Raw genomic sequence first — 23,062 nt, 5'->3', positions numbered from 1 at the left:
CTGCGCGGCACCTGCCGGTCAGCAAATCTGGCGTTCCGGCACACTCCTCGACCGGGGCTGTGCAGTGGGGCCAACTATACTCCCCAGACCGACAGCAGCCAGACCGACAGCAAAGAGGTGCGCAATGAAAAGAGTGCTCCCCAGCGCCCTCGTCAGCTGGTTTCTCAGCTACGCCGGGAAACTGGAGCACCCGGGATTGTTCAAGTGGATTACCGCAATCTTTCTGGTCAACCTGTTCATCCCCGACCCCATTATTTTCCTGGATGAACTACTGCTCGGACTGCTCGCCCTGTACCTGGGGCGCCAGAAAAAAGACCGGCATCCACAGCCCGCCACGGAAAAGAACGTGGGCCGCGGTAAAGGTGAAAAGGTTAGGGAAAACCGCACACCGGGCAGTAAATAATCGCTCGATCATAAGCCGTACGAGCAGCGATCAACCACGCACGGAGGCGCGAAGCTTGTTCCGCAAAGATTTTCAGCACCTGGACGACGAGGCGCTGCTGGAGTATTACCACGCGACGCGCAACCTCGCTGCATTCCGCCAGCTGTACGCACGCTATAAAGATACCCTGTACCGCTATTGCACCCAGATGAATTTTGCCGGAGCCGGCGCGGTGCTGGAGGAGCTCTGGCGCAATCTGCTCGAGCGGCCGCCGGAACTCTGTGGACGCCTGCTGCGCACCTGGTTATTTATCCGCGCCGACCGGCTGCTGCGCAATTACGCCGGCAGCGACCCGGAAATACAACCGGGCGACCCCACCCCGGACAATCCCCTCCTGAACGGCCTGCAACAGTTGCCACGCATCGAGCGCAATATCCTGTTGCTGCACCTCGAGTGCCAAATGCCCCTGGCAACAGTCGCGGATATCGAAAGGCTGTCACTCAAGCGCTGCCGCGAGCACTACCAGCGGGGCCGCGAACGGCTGGACGAAATTTTACACGGGCCGAAAAGGCAACCCTGGCGTATTGAAGAGGTGTGTGTATGAGTGTTTGGGAACACCGGTACCGGGATGCAGCCGCAGAGATCACTTCGCCCGGCGCACTGGATGAAAAGATCCTGCTGCGCGCCCGCCAGTTCAAACCGGTCAGGCGTGAAAGCAACCGAGTGCTGTCGGGCGTCGCCAGCAGCTGCGCGGCGCTTGCCGTCATAGTGCTGTTGATTCACCCGGCCCAATACCTGGGTGCACTGACCCCCAGCCAGCGCCCCGCCGACAGCGCCCAGGCCAGCCCCCTGATGAACTGGCAACAACCGGGCAGGGAGCCACTGGCCGCAGCCGATCCCTGGTTTGCCCTGCGCAGTGAAGTGAAGGCCGGCAACTACCGCAGCCTGTGCCAACACTGGCGGCGCCAGCAACGCGGCAGCACCAGTGAAAAACTGCCCCGGGACCTGGAGAACGAGGCCCGGGACCACTGCCGGATCCTGCCCACCCATTAATTTCCCGGTATTGACTCAAGTTTCGCAATTCACGGTAATTGGCGGGGCGTAGCCTGGGTGGACGCGCGCAGCACCGGAATCCGGGATTGGCCGGGCCGCACCCTGTCCCGGATTTCGCTGCGCTTCATCCAGGCTACGTCTCTCAAGCCGGAATTCTGAAATTTGAGTATTATTAACCCGGCAATAGCACCCTCCCCACGCGTTATCGCAACGACAGAATCACCTTGCCCCTCGCCCGGCGCCCGGTAATGGCGGCAAACGCCTGTATAAACTCCTCGAACGGGTAGACTTCGGTGGTAAGGGGATTCAGGTTGCCCTCCTCCACCATCTGCAGCAGTTCGGCGAAGTTCTGCAGGTTGGCCTTCGGATCGCGCTGTGCCCAGCTGCCCCAGAAGATTCCCATGATATCCCCCGCTTTCAGTAGCGGCAGGTTCATGGGCAGCTTGGGAATATCCCCGGACGCGAAACCGATTACCAGATAGCGCCCGCACCAGGCGATCGAGCGATAGGCGGTCTCGGTAAAATCGCCACCGACCGGATCGTAGATCACATCCGCGCCCCGGCCGCCGGTCAGTTCCCTGATCCGCTCCTTCAGGTCTTCTTGCGTGTAGTTGATCAGTTCGTCTGCGCCCACTTCGCGACAGAACTCGAGTTTCTCCGCGGTGGAGGCACAGGCGATCACCCGTGCCCCCAACGCCTTGCCGAGCTGGATGGCGGTCACACCGACACCGCCGGCGGCCCCCAACACAACCAGGGTCTCCCCTTCGCGCAGTGCCGCGCGCTGCTTGAGTGCGTAATAGGAAGTGGCATAGGTGATGCAGAAACCCGCGGCCTGTTCAAAACTGAGTTTCTCCGGCATCGGCACCAACAGTTTCTGGTCGACGTGCACCTGCTCGGCAAACGCCGCGAGGCCGGGCATGGCGATCACCCGGTCGCCCACCTTGAAACCCTTTACATCGGCACCAACGGCACTGATCACACCGGCACATTCACCGCCGGGCACAAACGGCAGCGGCGGTTTGACCTGGTATTTTCCGGCAATGATCAGGGAGTCGGGGAAATTGATCCCGGCCGCGCGGACATCGATCCGCACTTCCCCGGGCTTCAGTTCCGGCAGCGCCCGCTCGGTGATTTTCAGTGATTCCGCGGGTCCGTATTCCTCGCAAACCAGTGCGCGCATTTTTCACTCCCGTTCAGAAATTTTTCTCGCTCCAGAACAAAGGTTCCGGCAGCACCACGTCAGGCGACTTCGAATAATCCCGCCGCCCCCATACCGCCGCCGACACACATGGTCACGACGACATATTTGACGCCGCGGCGTTTGCCCTCCAGCAACGCGTGGCCGACCATCCGTGCACCGCTCATACCGTAGGGATGGCCGATGGAGATGGCGCCACCGTTGACATTCAGCCTGTCGTTGTCGATACCCAGCCTGTCGCGGCAGTAGAGCACCTGCACCGCAAAGGCCTCATTCAATTCCCACAGGCCGATATCGTCCATCGACAGGCCGGTGCGCTGCAGCAGTTTCGGGATCGCGTAGACCGGACCGATACCCATCTCGTCCGGTTCGCAGCCGGCCACGGCCAAGCCGCGGTAGATACCCAGCGGCTCCAGATTGCGCTTCTGCGCCAGTTCACTGTCCATCAGCACCAGCGCGGCGGCGCCGTCGGAGAGCTGGGAGGCATTGCCGGCGGTAATCACGCCGTTGTCGCGCACCGGGTTCAGGCTCTGCAGTCCCTCCAGGGTGGTCTGCGGGCGGTTGCCCTCGTCTTTTTCCAGGGTAACCTCGCGGTAGGAGATCTCCTTCGTCTCGCGATCCATTTCCGCCTTGGTGCAGGTCACCGGCACTATCTCATCCCGGAAGATTCCCGCCTCCTGGGCCGCAGCGGTACGCATCTGGGACTGCAGCGCGTATTCGTCCTGGCGCTCGCGCTCGATACCGTAGCGTTTCGCTACCACTTCGGCGGTATCGATCATCGGCATATAGATATCGCCGGACATTTCCAGCAGCGCCGGATCGGTGGCCCGATAGCTGTTCATATGTTCGTTCTGCACCAGCGAGATATGTTCCAGCCCACCGGCCACCGCCAGCGGACTGCCGTCCTGTACTATCTGCCTGGCCGCGGTGGCCACCGCCATCAGGCCGGAGGAACACTGGCGGTCGATGGTCATACCGGCAACACTGGCCGGCAGGCCGGAGCGCAGCGCGATCTGCCGGGCAACGTTAAGTCCGGTGGTCCCCTGTTGCATGGCGACGCCGAAAATGCAGTCGTCGACCTCCGCCGCCTCGACGCCCGCGCGCTTCACCGCCGCGCGCACCGCGTGCGCAGCCAGGCTGGGCCCCTCGAGGTTGTTGAAGGCACCGCGATAGGCCTTGCCGATCGGCGTGCGTGCCGTGGAAACAATCACTGCCTCTTTCATGGCAATCTCCTCAATTCAGTTCCACATCGAGGGCGTGCGCCGCCTTCTGTACAAACTTTACCGTCTGGTTCAGGCCGCCGTAGATCTCCTTCTGGTCGCCGCCGTCGGCAATCGACTCCATTTGCGCCTGTACTGCCTCCGGCGTCTGCTGTTGCGGAGACAGGTAGACGCCCCCGGTTTCCACGATACGCGCGCAGGCAAAAGCACCGGCGCCGGCACCGAGAATAAATCGGTTGGGCGCGTCCTCGGCTACCAGTGCCAACAGGCCCGCGGTGACCGATTCCGGTGTCATCAGGTCCAGCACCCTGGGATCGGGGATAATATCCTCGGTCATCCGCGTGCGGGCGGTCGGCGACAGGCAATTGACCTTGATTCCGTATTTCTCACCCTCCAGGCACAGGGTATTCATCAGGCCCACGAGCGCCATCTTGGCGGCACCGTAATTCGACTGGCCGAAGTTGCCGTAGAGACCGGACGAGGAAGTGGTCATGGCGATGCGCCCATAGTTCTGCTTGCGCATCAGCTCCCAGACGGCCTTGGTACAGTTGACCGAGCCCATCAGGTGGACATCCATGACCTGTTTAAAGTCGTCCAGGTCCATTTTGGCGAAAGACTTGTCGCGCAGGATGCCGGCGTTGTTCACCAGGATATCCACCCGGCCCCAACGCTCCACGGCGGACCCGACCATGTTTTCCACTTCGGTATAGTCGGTGACATTGGCGCCGTTGGCGATGGCCTCGCCGCCGAAGCCTTCGATTTCCGCCACCACCTGTTCCGCGGCACTCAGCGAAGCGCCGGAGCCGTCGCGCGCGCCGCCCAGGTCATTGACCACCACTTTCGCCCCGCGCCGCGCCAGTTCCAGCGCGTGGGATCTGCCCAGGCCATTGCCGGCGCCGGTGACGATTGCCACCTGTCCATCGAATCGAACACTCATCTCACCCTCTCCCCTATCCGGTAAATTGCATAAACAGCCACTCGGCGATCAGGGCCGGCTTTTCCTCGCCCTCGATCTCCATGGTGGCTTCCAGTTTTATCTGGTACTGGGCGGGCTTTTTCTCCTGGATATCCAGAATCTTCGCCCGCACCCGCACTCTGCTGTCGACCTTGACCGGGTTGATAAAGCGCACCTTGTCGAGGCCATAGTTCACCCCCATCTGCACGCCGTCGATGGCGATTTGCAACTGTTCGGCAAAATAGGACAGCAGCGACAGCGACAGGAAGCCGTGGGCGATGGTGCCGCCAAACGGTGTCTTCCTGGCGGCCTCCGGGTCCACATGGATAAACTGGCGATCCAGCGTGCACTCGGCAAAGGTATCGATCCGCTGCTGGTCTATCTGCAGCCATTCGGTGGGCTCGATTTCCAGGCCGACATAGGCCGGGAAACTGTCTCGTGGAATCAGTGTAGGCATTGTGAACTCCGCATTCTTATATTGTGTTTCAGTAAGCCGACACACCGCCGTCGACCGCCAGCGCCTGGCCGGTGATATAGGTCATCTTCGGTGACAGCAGCATCAGCATCGCCGCCACCACCTCTTCCGGCTGCCCGAGGCGTTTCATCGGGCAGCCGGTGGCGAGAAATACCTGCATTTCCTCGCCACTCACCCCCGGGGTTTCGATACCGGTCACCATCGGCGTCAGCGTGAAGAAGGGACAGATCGCATTGACGCGTACGCCGTACTTGGCATTTTCCACCGCCGCGGTTTTTGTCACACCGATGACCGCGTGCTTGGCCGCCGCATAGGAGGCGATCTTGGGCGCACCGCCCAGCCCGGCCATCGAGGAGACATTGAGAATGGCCCCGCCGCCGTGCCGTTTCATCAGCGGCAGCTGGTACTTGAGGCCGAACATCACGCCTTTCAGGTTGACGTTGTACTGGCGGTCCATTTCCGCCTCATCGGTCTCCTCGAGGCGCATCATCGGCGGTGCAATCCCGGCATTGTTGACAGCCAGGTCCAACCTGCCGAACGCCGAGTTGGCCAGCTCCACCAGTGCCGCGCAGTCTGTTTCCACGGACACATCGCAACGCTTTGAGCGAAAGTCGATACCGTCTCCAGCCAATTCATCGGCGACGGTGGCGAGTGCCTCTTCATTGATATCGCCGAGTACCAGCCTGGCACCACGCCGGCCCAGTTCGTGGGCCAGCAGTTGTCCGAAGCCGCTGGCGGCGCCGGTAATCAGTGCCACCTGCCCGGAGAAATCCAGGATCGGATCCGCGTTCATCAGATACCTCCGCAGGACGTCATGCCGCCATCCACCACCACGCATTCACCGGTGGTATAGCTGGAGGCGTCGGACACCAGGTAGAGCACGGTGCCGGCCATCTCATCCGGCTCTGCGTGGCGGTGCATCGGGATATGGCCGATGGCGGTATCGTAGATTTCCTCGTGGGAGAAGAGCGCACCGGCGAATTTTGTTTTGGTCAGCCCCGGCAGCAGCGCGTTGACGCGGATATTGAACGGGGCACACTCCTTGGCAAAGGCCCGTGTCATATTGACCACCGCCGCCTTGGTAATCGAATAGATACCCTGGCCGACGCCCGGCTGCAGCGCATTGATCGAGGCCGTGTTGACGATGCAGCCGCCACCCTGCTCGCGCATCAGCTTGCCGGCCGCCACCGACATAAAGAAGTAACCGCGGATATTCACATCGACGGTTTTCTGGAAGGCGCCCGGGTCGGTATCGAGAATATGGCCGAAATAGGGATTGGTAGCGGCGTTATTGACCAGGATATCCAGTCGACCGTGCTTCTGGCGTATCTCGCCGAACACCCGTTCGATCTCCTCCATATTGCCGATATGGCAGGGCAGCGCCTCGGCTTTGCCTCCGGCGTCGACAATCGCATCGGCCACCGCCTGGCAGCCCTCGATCTTGCGACTGGACACCAGTACATGGGCGCCCTGCTCCGCCAGCAATTTTGCGATGGCTTCGCCGATGCCGCGGCTGGCGCCGGTGACCAGGGCAATTTTTCCGGTGAGGTCAAAAAGTTTTGTTGTCATGTGGACTCCCAGAAGTTCTGTCTCGATTCAGTAGGATGGGCAAACCGGGTACGGCCCATCAGTATTCCTTTTCAATCACATCCAGCGCCAGTTGCGCCAGCGGTTCGACAAAGGCGCCGAGCCTGGCCGCGCTCTTGTTGGACGCATTGCCATCCTGCGCCCGCTTGGCCACCCCCTGGATAATTGCCGCCAGGCGGAAAAAGCTGAACGCCAGGTAGAAGGCCCAGTTGTCGATTTTTTCAATACCCATGCGCTCGCAGTAACGGGCCACGTACTCATGCTCGGAGGGAATCCCCAGTACCTCGCGGTCCACGCCCATCAGCCCGGAGATATTGCCGGAATCCGCCGGCATCCGGAGCTGCATGCACTGGTAGGCCAGGTCCGCAAACGGGTGGCCGAGGGTGGAGAGCTCCCAGTCCAGCACCGCGATGGCGCGGGGCTCGGTGGGGTGAAACATGATGTTGTCGAGCCGATAGTCGCCGTGTACCAGCGCCACGCGGCCATCGTCCGGCGGCAGGTGGCCGCCGAGCCAGTCGATCAGCCGGTCCATCGCCGCGATGGGCTGGAGTTCCGACGCGCGGTACTGCCCCTGCCAGCGCTCGAACTGGCGTTCGAAATAATTGCCGGGCCTGCCGTAATCCGCCAGGCCGGTCGTCTGCAGATCGACGCTGTGCAGTGCCGCCAGCACCCGGTTCATCTCCTCGTAAAAGGCCGCGCGCTGATTTTTCTGTCGGGGGCCGTCGAGTTCCGGCAGTGCCGCATCCCAGAAGATACGACCCTCGCAGTATTCCATCACATAGAACATCGAGCCGATCAGCTCGCGGTCCTCACACAGGTGCAATACCCGCGGTACCGGCACGGCACTGTCGGCCAGCGCGCGCATCACGCGAAATTCCCGGTCCACCGCGTGGGCCGACTTCAGCAATTTACCGGGCGGCTGGCGCCGCAACACATAGCGTCCGGACGGCGTTTCCAACTTGAATGTGGGGTTAGACTGGCCACCGGAAAACTTGCTGACCTGCATCGGGCCGCGAAACCCTTCAACCTGCGCCGCCAGGTATTCTTCCAGCGCCGCTATCGGCAATTGATCGACGATATTTCTACTCTCGGAAACCATCTCGTTTGTCATCGCCTTCCCCGTTGTATTGTCGATTTACCCTACCGCGCCGTAGCGCGCAGCAAGGTTGCGCCCCAGTTGCATCATGTGCACCTGGTCCGGCCCGTCCGCCAGGCGAATGGTGCGGGCGTAGGTATAGTGCCCGGCCAGGTGCAGGTCCTGGCTGAGGCCGGCGGCGCCGTGAACCTGTATCGCGCGGTCGATCACGGTACAGGCCATCTGCGGCGCGACAATCTTGATCATCGCGATCAGGTCCCTGGCCGCCTTGTTGCCGTACTGGTCCATCTGCGCCGCCGCTTTCAGGGTCAGCAGGCGCGCCTGTTCAATCTCGCAGGCGGATCTGGCGATATCCTCGCGCACGGAACCCTGCTTGCTCATCGGGCGCCCAAACACCACGCGCTGTTCCGCGCGTTTGGCCATATTTTCCAGCGCCCGCTGGGCACCGCCAATCAGGCGCATGCAGTGGTGAATACGGCCCGGACCGAGACGCCCCTGGGCGATCTCGAAACCGCGGCCCTCGCCCAGGATCAGGTTTTCGGCGGCTACGCGCACATTGTCGAAAATCACCTCGGCGTGGCCTTCCGGTGCGTCGTCGTAACCAAACACCGTCATCGGGCGCCGGATTTTTACCCCGGGCGTATCGGTAGGCACCAGTATCTGGGATTGCTGCTGGTGGCGGTTCGGATTGTCCGGATCCGTCTTGCCCATGACGATCATGATTTTGCAGCGTTTGTTCATCAGGCCGCTGATATAGAACTTGTGGCCGTTGATGACGTAGTCATCGCCGTCGCGCACGATCGAAGTCTCGATATTGGTGGCATCGGAGGAGGCGACTTTGGGTTCGGTCATGGCAAAGGCGGAGCGGATCTCGCCGGCCAGCAATGGCGTCAGCCACTGCTGTTGCTGCGCCTCACTGCCATACTGGGCCAGCACTTCCATATTGCCGGTATCCGGCGCACTGCAGTTGAAGATCTCGGACGAAAACAGCACCCGCCCCATCTCTTCCGCCAGCGGCGCATACTCCAGGTTGGTCAGTCCGGCGCCGAAGCGGTTGTCCGGGAGAAACAGGTTCCACAGCTCCGCCTGTTGCGCTTTTTTCTTGAGCTCGGCCATGATCGGCGGCTCGCCCCAGCGGTCCTCCTGCAGCTGTCGGTGGTAAGTCTCCTCTGCCGGGTAGACGTGTTCATCCATAAAATCGCGCAGCTTCTGTAACAGCTGCTGCACCTTGTCCGAGTATTCGAATTCCATCGGCCGAAACTCCCGATTAACTGTAGGTAATAAATTCGTGCCGCTCCCCGGTTTCCAGGTGTGGCACGTGATTGAAACTGTGCAGGCTGACGCCGCCGGCGCCGGAAAAGAACCGGCTGACGGCGGTATTCTTGATCTGCATATTGAGCTTGGTGACGGTATCCGCGCCCGCATCCAGCACCTGGCGCACCATCATTGCAATCGCGCCGCCGGAGCTGACCACCAGGGTCCTGCTGCCGCGGGGGCTGTCGCCGATCAGCGCCAGCGCCTCCCCGATGCGCTGTTCAAACGCCTGCCAGCTCTCCGCCGGGCTGATCTCGTCGCCGGCCCAGGCGCGCATGGCTTTCTTGAGGAAACGGTAGTAATCGGCGCGGCCAGCGCCCTCGGCGGGCACGGATTGCGGGTCCCGTTCGCCGTAGCTGCGCATCACGCTGTGGAAGTCGAACTCGTTGACTTGCGGCACCAGTTCCACGCGGGAGGCGTCCAGGTCCAGCCCCTCACAAATACCCTGCGCCGTCTCCCGGTGGCGCAGCAGGTCGCCGCACAGGATGCGGTCGAATGGCAGCCCCGCCTCGCGCCAGTGCTCCCCCAGCCAGCGCGCCTGGCGCCAGCCCAGTTCGGATAGCTTGTCGTAATCGGCGGCACCGAATGATGCCTGGCCGTGGCGCACGGTATAGAACTCAGCCAATTAGTTACCCTCGGTCACTATCTGTCATAAAAAGAATACCCAAGCTCAACGCCAAGGCCCTGATACCGGTGGGTTCCCTTCTACTGATCCCCACCCTAACGCCGGACATTGGATCATCGAAGTTTATTGTGCGAATATCCAACCATTCATACTGGTGATGAAAGGCAACTGATGAAAGGTGACAGCCATGCAGCTGCAGCAGATGGATATGAATCTCTTCCTGGTGCTGGAGGCCATCTACAACGAGCGCAACCTGACCCGCGCCGCTGAGCTGCTACATATCACCCAACCGGCGGTCAGCAACGCCCTGGCGCGGCTGCGCCGCAGCCTGGACGATCCACTGTTCACCCGCACCCCGGCCGGCATGACCCCGACACCGCTGACCGAGAGCATCATGCCGCGCGTGCAACAGGCCCTGAACCTGCTCGGTACCAGCCTCAGCGAACAGCGCCAGTTCGACCCGGCCACGGAGCAGCGGACACTGCGGCTGTCGATGAACGATATGGCGGAGACCCTGCTGCTGCCGCGGCTGCTGGAGCAGTTGGAACGGCGGGCACCGGGGATCAATGTGGAATCCTACTATGTGCCGCGGGACCAACTGGTCAAGGAACTGGCGGCCAACACGCTGGATTTCGGCCTGGATATCCCACTCGCCACCGCCACGCAGTTACACCAGCAGCGACTGGTCAACGACCGCTACCTGTGCATGCTGCGCAGCGATCACCCATTGGCAGACCAGACCAGCCTGACACTGGAGCAGTATCTGCAACTGGAACATGTCCACGTCTCCAGCCGCCGCAGCGGGCCGGGGCTGGTGGATATCGCCCTGAACAAACTCGGCCGGCGCCGCCGTATCAAGCTGCGCGTGCAGCATTATCGGGTGGCACCACTGGTGGTACTGCGCACAGACCTGGCCCTGACGGTGCCGGCCAGCCTGGCCAACCAGTTCCCGGCGCGGTTGTTCGAACTTCCCTTCCAACTGCCCCAGATGGACTGGCATCTGCTGTGGCACAAGAACCAGCACGACGATCCGGCCAATCGATGGCTGCGGGGGCAGTTGATGGAGTTGTTCGTGTGAAGGCGGGACTCAGGACTCGGGACTCGGGACTCGGGACTCGGGACTCGGGACTCGGGACTCGGGACTCCCAGTAGGGTGCGCCGTGCGCACCGCCCGGTCAATGGTGCGCGCGGCGCACTCTACGGTTGGAAAAGAATATCGAGCCAAATGTGAAGGCCCTGCACATTCTTACGAAATCAAACGCCAACAGCAGGCCCCACAACACGCCCCACCCCAATGTTGGACGAGGAACCGGGCTCGAAAAACCACCCAAACAGGCCAAAGAATCCGACCGAATCGGTCACTGCCAGCCCCGGTGCCCCCTGCTATCCTCCGTCTCAAACAATATGCACATAGTTGCATATAGACAACAGAGACGGAGAGATGCCATGTCCCAAGCCTACCCCCACCTGCTGGCCCCGCTGGACCTGGGCTTTACCACGCTGAAAAACCGCGTGCTGATGGGTTCCATGCACACCAACCTCGAGGAACACGAGGGCGGCTTCAACCGGCTGGCGGCCTTCTATGGCGAGCGCGCCCGCGGCGGTGTCGGCCTGATCGTGACCGGGGGTATCGCGCCGAATGAAGAGGGCGGCGTGTTTATGGGCTCCGCCAAGATGACCACCCCGGAGGAGGCCCATCAACACCGGGAAATCACCGACGCCGTGCACGCCGAAGATGGCAAGATCTGCATGCAGATACTGCACGCCGGCCGCTACGCCTATAACCAGGACCTGGTGGCACCGTCCGCGATACAGGCGCCGATCAATCCGTTTACACCCCGGGAACTGAGTTCGGAAGAGGTAGAGGGCCAGATCCACGACTATGTCCGCTGCGCCACCCTGGCCCGCGAGGCCGGTTACGACGGCGTCGAGATCATGGGCTCCGAGGGCTACTTCATCAACCAGTTTATCGTCTCGCGCACCAACAAACGCAGCGACCAATGGGGCGGCAGCTTCGAAAACCGCATCCGCCTGCCGATCGAAATCGTGCGTCGCGTGCGCGAGGCCGTGGGCGAGGACTTTATTATCATCTACCGCCTCTCCATGCTCGACCTGGTGGAGGACGGCAGCACTTTCGACGAAGTGGTGGCGCTGGGCCAGGCGATCGAGAAAGCCGGCGCGACCATCATCAACACCGGCATCGGCTGGCACGAAGCGCGCGTGCCCACCATCGTTACCAGCGTGCCCCGCGCCGCCTTTACCGAGATCACCCTCAAGGTAAAGCAACACCTGAGCCTGCCTGTCATCACCAGCAACCGTATCAATATGCCCCAGACAGGCGAGGACGTGCTGGCGGCCGGCCACGCTGATATGGTTTCCATGGCGCGCCCCTTCCTGGCCGATGCCGAGTTCGTCAACAAGGCGACGGAAAACCGCGCGGACGAAATCAATACCTGTATCGGCTGCAACCAGGCCTGCCTGGACCATACCTTTGAACTGAAACTGACCTCCTGCCTGGTCAACCCGCGCGCCTGCCACGAAACCGAGCTGCAGTACCTGCCGACCGACACCGTGAAAACCATCGCCGTGGTCGGCGCGGGCCCGGCCGGCCTGGCGGCCGCTACCGTCGCCGCCGAGCGCGGCCACAGGGTGACCCTGTTCGAAGCCGATAGCCATATCGGCGGCCAGTTCAATATTGCCAGGCAGATTCCCGGCAAGGCGGAATTCGAGGAGACACTGCGCTACTTCAAGCGCCGGCTGGAAATCACCGGTGTAGAGGTAAAGCTGAACCACCGGGTGAGCGCCGAAGAGCTACAGGGCTTCGACGAAGTCATTGTCGCCACCGGCATCGAACCGCGCACACCACCGATTCCCGGCATCGAGCACGAAAAAGTGCTCAGCTACCTGGATGTGTTGAAACACAAAAAGCCGGTGGGCCGCAAAGTGGCGGTTATCGGTGCCGGCGGTATCGGCTTCGATGTGGCCGAGTACCTGACCCACGAAGTGAACCCGGCACAGGAACTGATCGCCAGCAGCTCTTCTCCAACCAAGGCAGAATTCTTCGAGGAATGGGGCGTGGATATCCAGCTGGAAAACCGCGCCGGCCTGAAACCGGCCGCGCCGGTAAGCGCACCGCGCCAGGTCACTCTGCTGCAGCGCAAGACCTCCAAGGTCGGCGCCGGCCTCGGCAAGACCACCGGCTGGATCCACCGCACCAGTCTCAAACACCGCAATGTGCAGATGGTGCCCGGGGCCAGCTATGAAAAAATCGACGATAGCGGCCTGCACCTCCGTATCGGCGACGAGACACGGCTGCTGGAAGTCGATAACATCGTGATCTGCGCCGGCCAGGAACCGGCGCGGGCACTGTACAATACGCTGCAGGAGCTCGAGGTGAAGACCCACCTCATCGGCGGCGCTGACGAGGCCGCGGAGCTGGATGCCAAGCGGGCCATCGACCAGGGATCGCGACTGGCAGCGACAATCTGAGGGCGGACAACAGGAGGGCGCCGGTGATACAGACAAGAAACCCGGCGCTACTGGTGATCGATGTGCAGCGCGCCATCGATCACTTCTCCCGCCACCCCCGCAACAACCCCACCGCCGAGCAGCGCATCGCCGAGCTGCTCGCACACTGGCGCGAGCGTCAATGGCCGGTCGTGCATATTCGCCACTCCTCGCGTTTTCCGGGATCGCCCTACCACGCCGATGGGCCGTATTTCGCCTTCAAACCGGAAGCCGAACCGGCGACCGGGGAAAGCGTCGTTACCAAGCGCGAGAACTGCGCCTTCGTCGGCACGGAACTGGATGCGATACTGCGCGGGCTGGGCGCTACCGAACTGGTCGCGACAGGCGTGGTGATCAACCACTCGGTGGATGCCACGGTCAAGGCCGGTGCAGCGCTGGGTTATCGCATCCTGCTGCCGGAAGACGCGACGGCGACTTTCGGCATAACGCTGCGCAACGGGGAATCGATTGATGCGGAACAATTGCAGCAGATCTTCATCAGCAATCTCGAGGGAGAGTATGCGCAGATCTGCCACAGCCGGGATCTCGTTGCGCTCCCTCCATAGCCAACCCGAAAATAGGCCCCTGGCGGGGCCAACAACAGGGATTGACTGCCTCAATCAGGAGACCGCCACCGGCACGTCCGCCACAGACATATCTTCCGCCGCTTTCCATTGCGGCCGCGACAGGCGCGGCGTGAGCCGGTAGAGCAGGAAGACCACACCGCACAGGCCAAACATCAACCAGTAGAGCGCCGGCCCACTCCACCACTGGATTACGATGCCACCCACCAGCGGCGCCGCCGACCAGCCCAGCGAGTAAAACGACGAGGCGCCGAAGTAACTGCCGCGCAAGTGGTCCGGTGCCAGCCGGTCTATCTGCACACTCATGGTCGGGAAGAGGATCGCCTCCGCAAGGCTCACCACGAAGGTGGCCCCCATCCAGCCGGCGAACCAGTCCAGCGGATTGGTCGCAAACCACACCTGCCCGACTGCCAGTATCGCCAGGCCGATGACGATACGGCCGTTCACGCCGATACCGCGCATCATCTGCAGCAGCGGAAACTGCAACAGCACGATGGTCAGTGCATTGACCAGGATCATCGCCGAGATCAGCTGTACCAGGGCCGGCGCCTGGGCGCGGGTCAGGTATTGCACCAGGCTCGAATCCATCTGTGCGTAGATAAACAACGTCAACACATTGGCAGCAATCACCACCAGGAACACATGATCACTCTTCAGCACCGACAGGGTGCTGCCGAGTGTGGTTTCGGAATCGCGGCGGCGGTGTGCAATCCGCCCGCTTTCGGTACGGGAAAATCCCCAAAAAAAACCGACACACAGCAGCAGGTAACTGAGCGCCGTCAGGCCGAACGTCGACTGCTGCGCATTCAGGCCCGCGGCAATACCAATGATTGGCCCCAGCGCGGCGCCCACATTGATCAGGAAATAGCGAAACTGCAGCGCCAGTTCCCTGCTTTGCTTGTCGCGAACCAGGTCGCCGACCAGCGCGCTGGCCGGCGGCTCCCAGACGGCGCGGCCGATGGAGCAGAGCGTCATTGCCAGAATAAACACCGGCAGTGTCCCGGCCACGGCCAGCAGCACGAAAGCGAAGCCATTGATCGCGGTGCCAACCAGCAGGATATTGCGGCGACCGCAGCGGTCCGACAGCGCCCCCACATAGAATCCCAGCAGCGCGGCCCCCACGGCCGACGCGCTGAGGATCAGGCCGATCTCCGCCGCACCCAGCTGGAATTTCTCGTAGAGCAGGATCGCCAGAAACGGCCACACCATGAAATAGGTGCCGCGGCCGAAAAAACTGCCCAGCAGGATTATCCAGACCAGGGGCGGAAAACCGTGTAACCGCTGCCACCACTGCCTGTCCATCGTCGTTTACTCCCTGTCTATCGTTGCCATTTTCATATCGGGTCGGCGACAGCACCCACGCCGTTTTTCCGCTGTAACCAGCGAAAAACCGGCAAAAAAAAACCCGGAAGGCCAGCCTTCCGGGTTTTCTCTTGGGAGGAAGGCTTGTCACCTTCCATCGCCTGTCGCCATGTCGGGTGTGCTAGGTCATCGCGGTTTTCACCGGGCGCATCTTGTAAATGGTGCGCGCAGAACAGACTGCCACCGCGGGCACGCCGGACCACAGGCGCACGGACGCCAGCAGTTGCTGCAGCGCGGAGTGCTGTTGCGGTGAAATATGGCGTGGGTGGCTGTTCATGGTGAACCTTCTCAAGGTGAAATTTCCAAGCGTGAAATTTCGCTGATTGACACTGTGGCGTTAATACTATCTCAGTGCGGACTGTTTGCAAGGCAATACCGAATATTTTTTTGACTTTTTTGTCCGGCGGGCAACCCGGGAGAAAAAACACCGCCAGCTATACTGGTGTGATGTCATTTGGGAAGGGACTCTCCAGGCTTATGACCAGCGACGCGAATATTGACCATAACCGCGACAACCCCGCAGTACAGCAGACACCGATTTACCAGCCCCCCGCCGGCCCGATCGTCGGCAGGCTGGATCCGCAGACCGGAGTGCAGTGTTTCCTCGGTATTCCCTACGCCCAACCACCGCAGGGCGAGCTTCGCTGGCGGCCTCCCCGGGCGCTGGCCCCCTGGCATTCGCCGCTGCGGGCCTTCACTTTCGGTATGCCCGCCGCACAGCCACCTTCCCCGCTGTTCAAAGTCGAGGGGCCCAATGGCGAGGCGCCGGAGGGCGAGGACTGCCTCACCCTGAATATCTACTCGCCGCCCGCGGCTGCAGAGTCGGACCAACTGCCGGTCATGCTGTGGATTCACGGAGGTTCCTTCTATATGGGGGCCGGCTCCCAGGAGATTTACAGCGGTCGCCACCTGGCCGCCAGCGGCCGCGCCATCGTTGTGACCTTCAACTACCGGCTCGGCGCGCTGGGTTTCCTGCGCCTGGCGGACATCAGCGACATACCGGCCAGCGGCAACGAGGCACTGCTCGACCAGGTGGCGGCGCTGGAATGGGTGCGGGAGAATATCGCCGCCTTCGGCGGGGATCCGGACAATATCACCCTGTTCGGGGAGTCCGCCGGAGCCATGTGTATCGCCGCCCTGCTGGCCGCGCCCCGCTGCCGCGGCCTGTTCCGCCGCGCGATCGTGCAGAGCGGCAACCCCTGTGCCATGCAGACTCCCGAGCGCGCCAACCATCTCGCCGAAGCCTTTCTCGGCTACCTGGAAAAGATCGGCGAACCACCGCTCCGGGCCTCGGTCCAGTCGCTGCTTCGGGCACAGCAGGGGATACTGTCTGATCCGCGCATGGAACAGAGCTGGGGCCAGCTGCCATTCAAACCGGTGCTGGACGGCGAACTACTGACAACCGAGCCTATGATCGCCCTGCAGGGCGGCGGCGGTGCGGATGTGTCGCTGATGCTGGGCAACAACCTCGACGAGTGGAATCTGTTCAGCGCCACCGACGCCGGCAGCATGATGCTGGATGACGCGCAGATTCGCTCGCGGCTGGAGTGGCTGCTGCCAAGAAACGTCCTGGACCCGATTCTCGCCCACTACTATCAGCGCGCCCGATCCATGACAGACAATCCCTGGCCCGAATGGAGCCGCGCCTGGAACCTGATGCTGACGGACATGGTGTTTACCCTGCCGGGAATCAGACTGCTGAAGGCCCACGGGGGCAGGCGCTACCACTACCAGTTTGCGCAGCCACTGGCCGCGCAGCCGCTGCTCGGTGCCTGCCATGCGGTGGAGCTCGGATATGTGTTCGGAACCCACGGCGAGGAGACACTGCAATCCCTCTATGGCGGAGAAACCGGGGCCCACTCCCTCAGCGAGTCCATGCGCGAGGCCTGGCTGAATTTCGCCGAGTGCGGCGATCCCGGCGACGGCTGGCCGGCCTTTTCCGAGGGACACAGCCGGCGCTTTGGCCAGCACCCGGAAGAGCGCCCGTTTGATGCGGAAGCGCTGTCGCAGTTATGGCAACATGTACCCGACGACATCCTGAAGCGTTATCTGTAGCGGATTCCGGGGAGCCGGACATGACAAAAATCTTACTGGTGCGCCACGGCGAGGCGGCAAAGTCGCCGCGCGACCCCGATCCGGGGCTGACCGAACTGGGCCACCGGCAGGCCGGCGAACTGGCCGAGCGCTACGCGCGGGCCGAGCGGTTTGCCCTGGTCAGCAGCCCCAAGGCCCGCGCCCGGCAGACCGCCAGCCCGCTGGCGGACCTGTGGCAGGTGCCGGTCGCGATCGAGGACGCAGTGGTTGAAATTCCTTCCCCTGAAGACGTGCCGCTGCACAGGCGCGGCGACTGGCTGCGTGGATTGCTCGAAGGTGAGTGGGACGAACAGGATTCGCTACAGTCCGGCTGGCGCAGGGATACCATTGATTACCTGTTGCAAATCGGGCGGGACACCGCGATCTTCTGCCACTTTATGGTTATCAACTCTGTGGTCGCCCATATTCGCGGCGACCGCAGGGTGCGGCAGTTCAGGCCGGATTACACCTCGGTGACGGAGCTGGTCCTGGACGGCGGCAAGCTGGAAATCGCGACACTGGGGGCCGAGCGGCGCAGCCGTATCGTGTAGGAGCGAGCGGGCTGTTCGGGAAATTCGCAAACAATTCGCGAACTTCCCGCACAGCACACTTGGCGCACCCAGGCTATGCCAGGCTCTTGCTGACCACCTCGTAAAGATCCCGCGACAGCTTGCCGGAGTCCATGATCGACTGCAGTGCGCCGCGCATTTTTTGCGCCAGGTCGTCGGTATATTTTTTCCAGCGGGTCAGCGGTGTCACCAGGCGCGCGGCCACCTGTGGGTTGAGCCTGTCCAGAGCGATCACCTGCTCCGCCAGGAAAACGAAGCCGCTGCCATCGGAGCGATGGAATTGGGTGAAATTGCGGTTGGCGAAGGCGCCGATTACCGCGCGCACCTTGTTCGGGTTTTTCAGTTCGAATGCCGGGTGCTGCATCAGCTGGTGCACCGCTTCCAGGGTACCGCGCCTGGCGCTGCCGCTCTGGATACCGAACCAGAGTTCCACCACCTGGGTATCCCCCTGCCAGCGGCGGTAGAAATTCTCCAGCGCCGGCTCGACAATATTGTCCGGTGCATGATTGGTCAGTGCCGCCAGCGCCGCGGCGCTGTCGGTCATATTCTCGGCCCCGGCAAACTGGGTCTCGGCCAGCGCCAGCAGCTCCGGTTCTTCGGTAACACAAAGATAGGCCAGGCAGGCATTCTTCAGGCTGCGCTCGGCGATATCCGCGGCATTGGGATCATAGGCCTTGTCGCTCTGCAGGCGGTTGTAGCAGTCCTGCAGTTCCTCTTTCAATGCAAATGCCAGCTCGCGGCGGGCAAAATCCCGCGCGGCGACAATGGCTTCGGCATCGATCGTTTTCGCGTGTTCGGCCAGGGTCTGGGCGCTTGGCAGCGCCAACATCTCGGCCACCAGCGCCGGATCCAGTTCGCGGTTTGCCAGTACGCTGCGGTAGGCATCCGCCAGTTCCGGTTGCAACCCGAGCTCGCGACCCGCGCGAAAATCTTCCTGCAACTGTTCCAGCGCAGCAAAGGCCAGGCGCTGGCCGGCGTCCCAGCGGTTGAATTCGTCGCTGTCGCTGCGCATCAGGAACAGCAATTGTTCGGTGCTGTAGCCATAGTTGACCTTGACCGGTGCCGAGAATCCGCGCAGCAGTGATGGCAGCGGTGCTCCCGGCAGGCCATCGAAGCGGAACGTCTGCTCGGCCTCAGTCAGTGCGAGCACTTTCTGCGTGTTGCCTTCCCCATCCAGCGGCAGGTCATTGCCTCCGCTGTCGAGTAGTCCCAGGGCGACGGGAATGTGGAAAGGCAATTTTTCCGTTTGCCCCGGGGACGCCGGGCAGGATTGTTTGATCGTCAGCGAATAGGTGCCGCTCTGCGCGTCGAATTCGTCGCTGACATCCAGCACCGGCGTGCCCGCCTGGCTGTACCAGCGGCGGAACTGGCCCAGGTCGACGCCGTTGGCATCTTCCATTGCCCGGACAAAATCCTCGCAGGTTACCGCCTGGCCGTCGTGGCGCTCGAAGTAGAGATCGCTGCCCTTGCGGAACCCATCGGCCCCCAGCAGCGTGTGAATCATGCGCACCACTTCTGCGCCCTTCTCGTAGATGGTCAGGGTGTAGAAGTTGGAGATCTCCATATAGGAGTCCGGCCCTACCGGGTGGGCCATGGGGCCGGCGTCCTCGGCAAACTGCGCGGTGCGCAGCATGGACACATCCTCGATCCGTTTTACCGCGCGGGAGTTCATATCGGCGGAGAACTCGGCATCGCGGAAGACGGTAAAGCCCTCTTTCAGGCTCAGCTGGAACCAGTCGCGGCAGGTGACCCGGTTGCCGGACCAGTTGTGGAAATACTCGTGGCCGACGATGGATTCGATGGTCTGGAAAGTCCGGTCGGTGGCGGTCTTGGGGCTCGCCAGCACACAGGCGGAGTTGAAGATATTCAGGCCCTTGTTTTCCATCGCTCCCATATTGAAGTGATCGACGGCCACGACCATAAAGATATCCAGGTCGTACTCGCGCCCATAGACATCCTCGTCCCAGCGCATGGCTTTCTTCAGAGAGCGCATGGCGTGGTCGCACTTGCCGATATTCTTCGCCTCGGTGAAGATCTGCAGCTTCACCTCGCGACCGCTGGCGGTGGTAAAGGTATCCTCGATATGCTGTAGCTCGCCGGCCACCAGCGCGAACAGGTAGGCGGGTTTGGCGAAGGGATCCTCCCACACGACCACCTGGCGCCCGTCCTCGGTATGGCGGCGCTCCACCTCGTTGCCGTTGGCCAGCAATACCGGATACTGCCGCGGCGCGACGATGGTGGTGGTGAACTTCGACATCACGTCCGGGCGATCCGGGTAGTAGGTGATCTTGCGGAAACCCTCGGCCTCGCACTGGGTGCAGTACATGCCGTTGGACAGGTAGAGCCCCTCCAGCGAGGTGTTGTCCTCGGGGTTGATACGGTTGTGGATCTCCAGCACGAACTCCGGCTTCGCCACATCGATCGACAGCCCCTCCGGCAGCTCCCGGTAGCGGCTGGCCGGCACCAGCTGGCCGTCGATGGACACCGACAGCAGCTCCAGCTCGATACCGTCCAATACCAGCGGCGGCAGCCCTTCCCCGGCATCCGGGTTGCGGCGGACCTGCAGGCGGGATTTGACCAGTGTGGACTTGGGCTGCAGCTCGAAGTGCAGGCGGGTGCTGTCCACCAGGTAGTCGGGAACGCGGTAGTCTTTGAGGTAAACGGTGCGGGGCTGGGCGTCTTTCATAGGGCTACTGGGGTATTCCTTGGCTACAACCGCCCCCGCCGAAAAGCCGGCGGGGAAAAGGCCCACTATATAGATTTCAGAGGCAGTGCCAAGATGGATGTGGCGCCGCGGGGCGGCCGGCTCGGGGTACCCGGATTCCGCTGCGCTACATCCGGGCTACGCCTGCTATTGGCTGACACGGATAGCTAGTGGTCCATGCGGAAAGTTGTGTAACTGTTCGCGTCGCCAAAGCGCCCAGCTCTGCGTTGAGAAAGCTTGAAATAGAACCACTATTCCTGCGCTTTCTCGCCTTGATCTGAACACTTTGGCTGTGCTCCTTAGTCACCAAACTTTCCGCATGGACCACTAGAAGTGAAGACCCCGAACAGGGCTGTAGGAGCCTGCCCCGCAGGCGAATCAGCCATGTGGCCGCTCAACCTTTATCGCCTGCAAGTGCATCCCCGGTCCCGGTCAGTAGCCGGCGGCGTGGCCGTCCTTGCGGCTCTCGGAAGCGCCGTGGTAGACCCCCTGGTCATCCCGCATGATGCCCTGGTAGCCGCCATAGGGGCCGCTCTCGAAACGGATCTTGTGCCCCATCTGCACCAGCTTGCGGCGGGTTTCCATCGGGAAACCGTCCTCGAGGCTGATGTAGCCGCCGTCCAGCATCATCTCATCCGTGGGCTGGCTGGAGCCGCTGTGCAGGATCCGCGGCGCGTCGCCGGCTTCCTGCACGTTCAGGCCGAAGTCCAGCATATTGATGACAATCTGCGCATGCATCTGTGGCTGGGTGGCGCCGCCCATGACACCGAAACTCATCCAGGGCTCGCCGTCCCTGGTGATGAATGCGGGAATAATGGTGTGGAAGGGGCGCTTGCCCGGCTGGTACTGGTTGAAATGGCCTTCCTTGAGGCTGAACATCTCGCCGCGATCCTGCAGGATAAAGCCCAGGTCCGCAGGCGTCATGCCGGACCCCATGCCGCGGTAGTTGCTCTGGATCAGCGACACCATATTGCCGTCCCCGTCCGCCACCGTCAGGTAGATGGTGTCACCGTGGCGCAGCGCCACATTGCCCGCCTCATAACGCTTGGCCGCCTTGTGCGGATCGATCAGCTCGCGGCGTTCCTCGGCGTACTTTTTCGAGATCAGCTCCTGTACCGGCAGTTCGTTGAACGCCGGGTCCGCGTAGTACCTGGCGCGATCCTCGAAAGCCAGCTTCTTGGCCTCGACGAAGTGGTGGATATACTCCGGGCTGGTGCGGCCCATTTTCGCCAGGTCGTAACCCTCGAGGATATTCAATATCTGCAGTGCGGCGATCCCCTGGCCGTTCGGCGGCAGCTCCCAGACATCGTAGCCGCGGTAATTGGTGGATACCGGCTCCACCCACTCGGAGTGGTGGGATGCCAGGTCCTCGTAGGACAGAAAGCCGCCATTCTCTTTCATATAGGCGGCAATCTTGCGGGCGATATCGCCCTTGTAGAAGGCGTCGCGACCGCCCTCCGCAATCTCACCGAGCGTCCTAGCCAGGCGCGGATTGCGGAACATATCCCCCTCCTGCGGCGCCTTGCCGCCGGGCATGTAGGTCTCGCGGAAACCGGGATATTTTTCCAGCAGCGGCACCGAGCGATTCCAGTAATAGGCAACCAGTTGCGTCACCGGGAAGCCGCGCTCCGCATAGTCGATCGCCGGCGCCAGCACCTCTTTCATGGGCAGGCGGCCGAACCTGTCGTGCAGCTCGAACCAGCCGTCCACCGCACCGGGCACCGACACCGGCAGCGGCCCGTGGGATGGAATCTTGTCCAGGTCGTGCTTGGCGAAATATTCGAACGGCAGGGACTTGGGCGAGCGACCACTGGCGTTCAGGCCGTAGAGCTTCTCGTCCTCGGCACTCCAGACAATCGCAAACAGGTCGCCGCCGATGCCGTTGCCGGTGGGCTCCATCAACCCCTGGGCCGCATTGGCGGCAATGGCCGCATCCACCGCGCTGCCGCCGCGCTTGAGGATATCCAGCGCCACCTGGGTTGCCAGCGGCTGGCTGGTGGCGGCCATGCCCCGCGTGGCCAACACCTGGGAACGGCTGGCAAAGCCCTCACCATTGACGCGGTCATAGGCATCGGCAGATACTGCTGCCAGCAGGGCCGACAGGAATGCCGCCACCGAACTTTTATTAAACAGGCGTTTCACAGAAATTGCCCCCAATATTTATTTTCTACTACAGACTTGTATCATTCCGGTTACAAACCGAACCATTTCGACAGTCTCCACATTTACCCGGCCGACGCAAGCGCCGGCATAGCCACATCCGGGGAATCCGTTACAGGATCCGACAACCTTCCCGCAGTAATCTGCTACCGCCCCACCCCGCCCAGTCCGTAAAGTGTGCACACGGATAGGGCAGGG

Annotated in this window: 21 protein-coding genes; 8 read left to right on the top strand and 13 right to left on the bottom strand. The window is 62.1% G+C overall.

The features are described from left to right. Window positions 1-124: 124 nt before the first annotated feature. The 3 genes from MWN76_RS17570 to MWN76_RS17560 are packed head-to-tail and all read left to right on the top strand — an operon-like array spanning window position 125 to window position 1,435. Window positions 125-403 (top strand): DUF6116 family protein, encoded by a 279-nt coding sequence (locus tag MWN76_RS17570; RefSeq protein WP_250463847.1) that lies wholly within the window; start codon window positions 125-127, stop codon window positions 401-403. 55 nt (window positions 404-458) lie between these two features. Further along, window positions 459-986: an RNA polymerase sigma factor gene (locus tag MWN76_RS17565; RefSeq protein ID WP_250463845.1), complete on the top strand. Its 528-nt coding sequence runs from the start codon at window positions 459-461 to the stop codon at window positions 984-986. Beyond that, on the top strand, window positions 983-1,435 hold the full coding sequence (locus MWN76_RS17560) for a hypothetical protein (RefSeq protein WP_250463843.1): 453 nt from the start codon (window positions 983-985) through the stop codon (window positions 1,433-1,435). Before MWN76_RS17565 ends, MWN76_RS17560 begins: the two co-directional genes overlap by 4 nt. Window positions 1,436-1,637: 202 nt before the next feature. Here MWN76_RS17560 and MWN76_RS17555 read toward each other — a convergent pair whose 3' ends face one another. From MWN76_RS17555 to MWN76_RS17515, 9 genes are read right to left on the bottom strand one after another with little or no spacing between them, the layout of a single operon-like run. Then, window positions 1,638-2,615 (bottom strand): NADPH:quinone oxidoreductase family protein, encoded by a 978-nt coding sequence (locus tag MWN76_RS17555; protein WP_250463842.1) that lies wholly within the window; start codon window positions 2,613-2,615, stop codon window positions 1,638-1,640. Between the two features lie 59 nt (window positions 2,616-2,674). Next, the gene (locus MWN76_RS17550; RefSeq protein ID WP_250463840.1) at window positions 2,675-3,856 is read right to left on the bottom strand and encodes an acetyl-CoA C-acyltransferase; all 1,182 of its coding nucleotides are present in this window, start codon (window positions 3,854-3,856) and stop codon (window positions 2,675-2,677) included. 10 nt (window positions 3,857-3,866) lie between these two features. Further along, window positions 3,867-4,790: an SDR family NAD(P)-dependent oxidoreductase gene (locus tag MWN76_RS17545; protein ID WP_250463838.1), complete on the bottom strand. Its 924-nt coding sequence runs from the start codon at window positions 4,788-4,790 to the stop codon at window positions 3,867-3,869. Window positions 4,791-4,803: 13 nt separating this feature from the next. After that, on the bottom strand, window positions 4,804-5,265 hold the full coding sequence (locus MWN76_RS17540; protein ID WP_250463836.1) for a MaoC family dehydratase: 462 nt from the start codon (window positions 5,263-5,265) through the stop codon (window positions 4,804-4,806). A 28-nt stretch (window positions 5,266-5,293) separates the two neighbouring features. Continuing rightward, a complete protein-coding gene (locus MWN76_RS17535) occupies window positions 5,294-6,076 on the bottom strand; it encodes an SDR family NAD(P)-dependent oxidoreductase (protein WP_250463833.1) in 783 nt (260 codons plus the stop codon). Further along, window positions 6,076-6,852 carry an SDR family oxidoreductase gene (locus MWN76_RS17530; RefSeq protein ID WP_250463829.1) on the bottom strand — a complete coding sequence of 259 codons (777 nt, stop codon included), beginning with the start codon at window positions 6,850-6,852 and terminating at the stop codon, window positions 6,076-6,078. Before MWN76_RS17530 ends, MWN76_RS17535 begins: the two co-directional genes overlap by 1 nt. A 58-nt stretch (window positions 6,853-6,910) precedes the next feature. Beyond that, on the bottom strand, window positions 6,911-7,981 hold the full coding sequence (locus MWN76_RS17525; protein ID WP_250463828.1) for a phosphotransferase: 1,071 nt from the start codon (window positions 7,979-7,981) through the stop codon (window positions 6,911-6,913). 24 nt (window positions 7,982-8,005) lie between these two features. Beyond that, window positions 8,006-9,217 (bottom strand): acyl-CoA dehydrogenase family protein, encoded by a 1,212-nt coding sequence (locus tag MWN76_RS17520; RefSeq protein ID WP_250463825.1) that lies wholly within the window; start codon window positions 9,215-9,217, stop codon window positions 8,006-8,008. 16 nt (window positions 9,218-9,233) lie between these two features. Next, on the bottom strand, window positions 9,234-9,905 hold the full coding sequence (locus MWN76_RS17515; protein WP_250463822.1) for a histidine phosphatase family protein: 672 nt from the start codon (window positions 9,903-9,905) through the stop codon (window positions 9,234-9,236). A 187-nt stretch (window positions 9,906-10,092) separates the two neighbouring features. Between MWN76_RS17515 and MWN76_RS17510 the strand changes: the two genes are divergently transcribed. The 3 genes from MWN76_RS17510 to MWN76_RS17500 all read left to right on the top strand — a co-directional run bounded on the left by MWN76_RS17510 (window position 10,093) and on the right by MWN76_RS17500 (window position 13,978). After that, window positions 10,093-10,983, top strand: coding sequence for a LysR family transcriptional regulator (locus tag MWN76_RS17510; protein WP_250463819.1), 891 nt, complete (start codon window positions 10,093-10,095; stop codon window positions 10,981-10,983). 368 nt (window positions 10,984-11,351) lie between these two features. After that, window positions 11,352-13,394 (top strand): NADPH-dependent 2,4-dienoyl-CoA reductase, encoded by a 2,043-nt coding sequence (locus tag MWN76_RS17505; RefSeq protein ID WP_250463816.1) that lies wholly within the window; start codon window positions 11,352-11,354, stop codon window positions 13,392-13,394. 23 nt (window positions 13,395-13,417) lie between these two features. Beyond that, window positions 13,418-13,978, top strand: a complete 561-nt coding sequence (locus MWN76_RS17500) for an isochorismatase family protein (RefSeq protein WP_250463811.1) — start codon at window positions 13,418-13,420, stop codon at window positions 13,976-13,978. Between the two features lie 54 nt (window positions 13,979-14,032). On the opposite strand, the gene MWN76_RS17495 is transcribed toward MWN76_RS17500, so the two are convergent. Beyond that, entirely contained in the window at window positions 14,033-15,298 is a 1,266-nt protein-coding gene (locus MWN76_RS17495) for an MDR family MFS transporter (RefSeq protein WP_250463808.1), read from the bottom strand. A 181-nt stretch (window positions 15,299-15,479) separates the two neighbouring features. Further along, window positions 15,480-15,635, bottom strand: a complete 156-nt coding sequence (locus MWN76_RS17490) for a hypothetical protein (RefSeq protein WP_250463806.1) — start codon at window positions 15,633-15,635, stop codon at window positions 15,480-15,482. 200 nt (window positions 15,636-15,835) lie between these two features. Between MWN76_RS17490 and MWN76_RS17485 the strand changes: the two genes are divergently transcribed. Together MWN76_RS17485 and MWN76_RS17480 are read left to right on the top strand one after the other, a co-directional pair. Beyond that, window positions 15,836-17,413: a carboxylesterase/lipase family protein gene (locus MWN76_RS17485; RefSeq protein WP_250463803.1), complete on the top strand. Its 1,578-nt coding sequence runs from the start codon at window positions 15,836-15,838 to the stop codon at window positions 17,411-17,413. Window positions 17,414-17,433: 20 nt separating this feature from the next. Next, window positions 17,434-17,982, top strand: a complete 549-nt coding sequence (locus MWN76_RS17480; protein ID WP_250463800.1) for a histidine phosphatase family protein — start codon at window positions 17,434-17,436, stop codon at window positions 17,980-17,982. A 73-nt stretch (window positions 17,983-18,055) separates the two neighbouring features. On the opposite strand, the gene pepN is transcribed toward MWN76_RS17480, so the two are convergent. Next, complete coding sequence (pepN, locus tag MWN76_RS17475) at window positions 18,056-20,686, bottom strand: aminopeptidase N (RefSeq protein ID WP_250463798.1); 2,631 nt, start codon at window positions 20,684-20,686, stop codon at window positions 18,056-18,058. Between the two features lie 450 nt (window positions 20,687-21,136). Continuing rightward, on the bottom strand, window positions 21,137-22,846 hold the full coding sequence (ggt, locus tag MWN76_RS17470) for a gamma-glutamyltransferase (protein ID WP_250463795.1): 1,710 nt from the start codon (window positions 22,844-22,846) through the stop codon (window positions 21,137-21,139). Window positions 22,847-23,062: the final 216 nt, after the last annotated feature.

The sequence above is a fragment of the Microbulbifer litoralis genome, assembly GCF_023634065.1.
Lineage (GTDB): Bacteria > Pseudomonadota > Gammaproteobacteria > Pseudomonadales > Cellvibrionaceae > Microbulbifer > Microbulbifer litoralis.
This window is presented reverse-complemented; position numbering and strand designations above follow the sequence as displayed.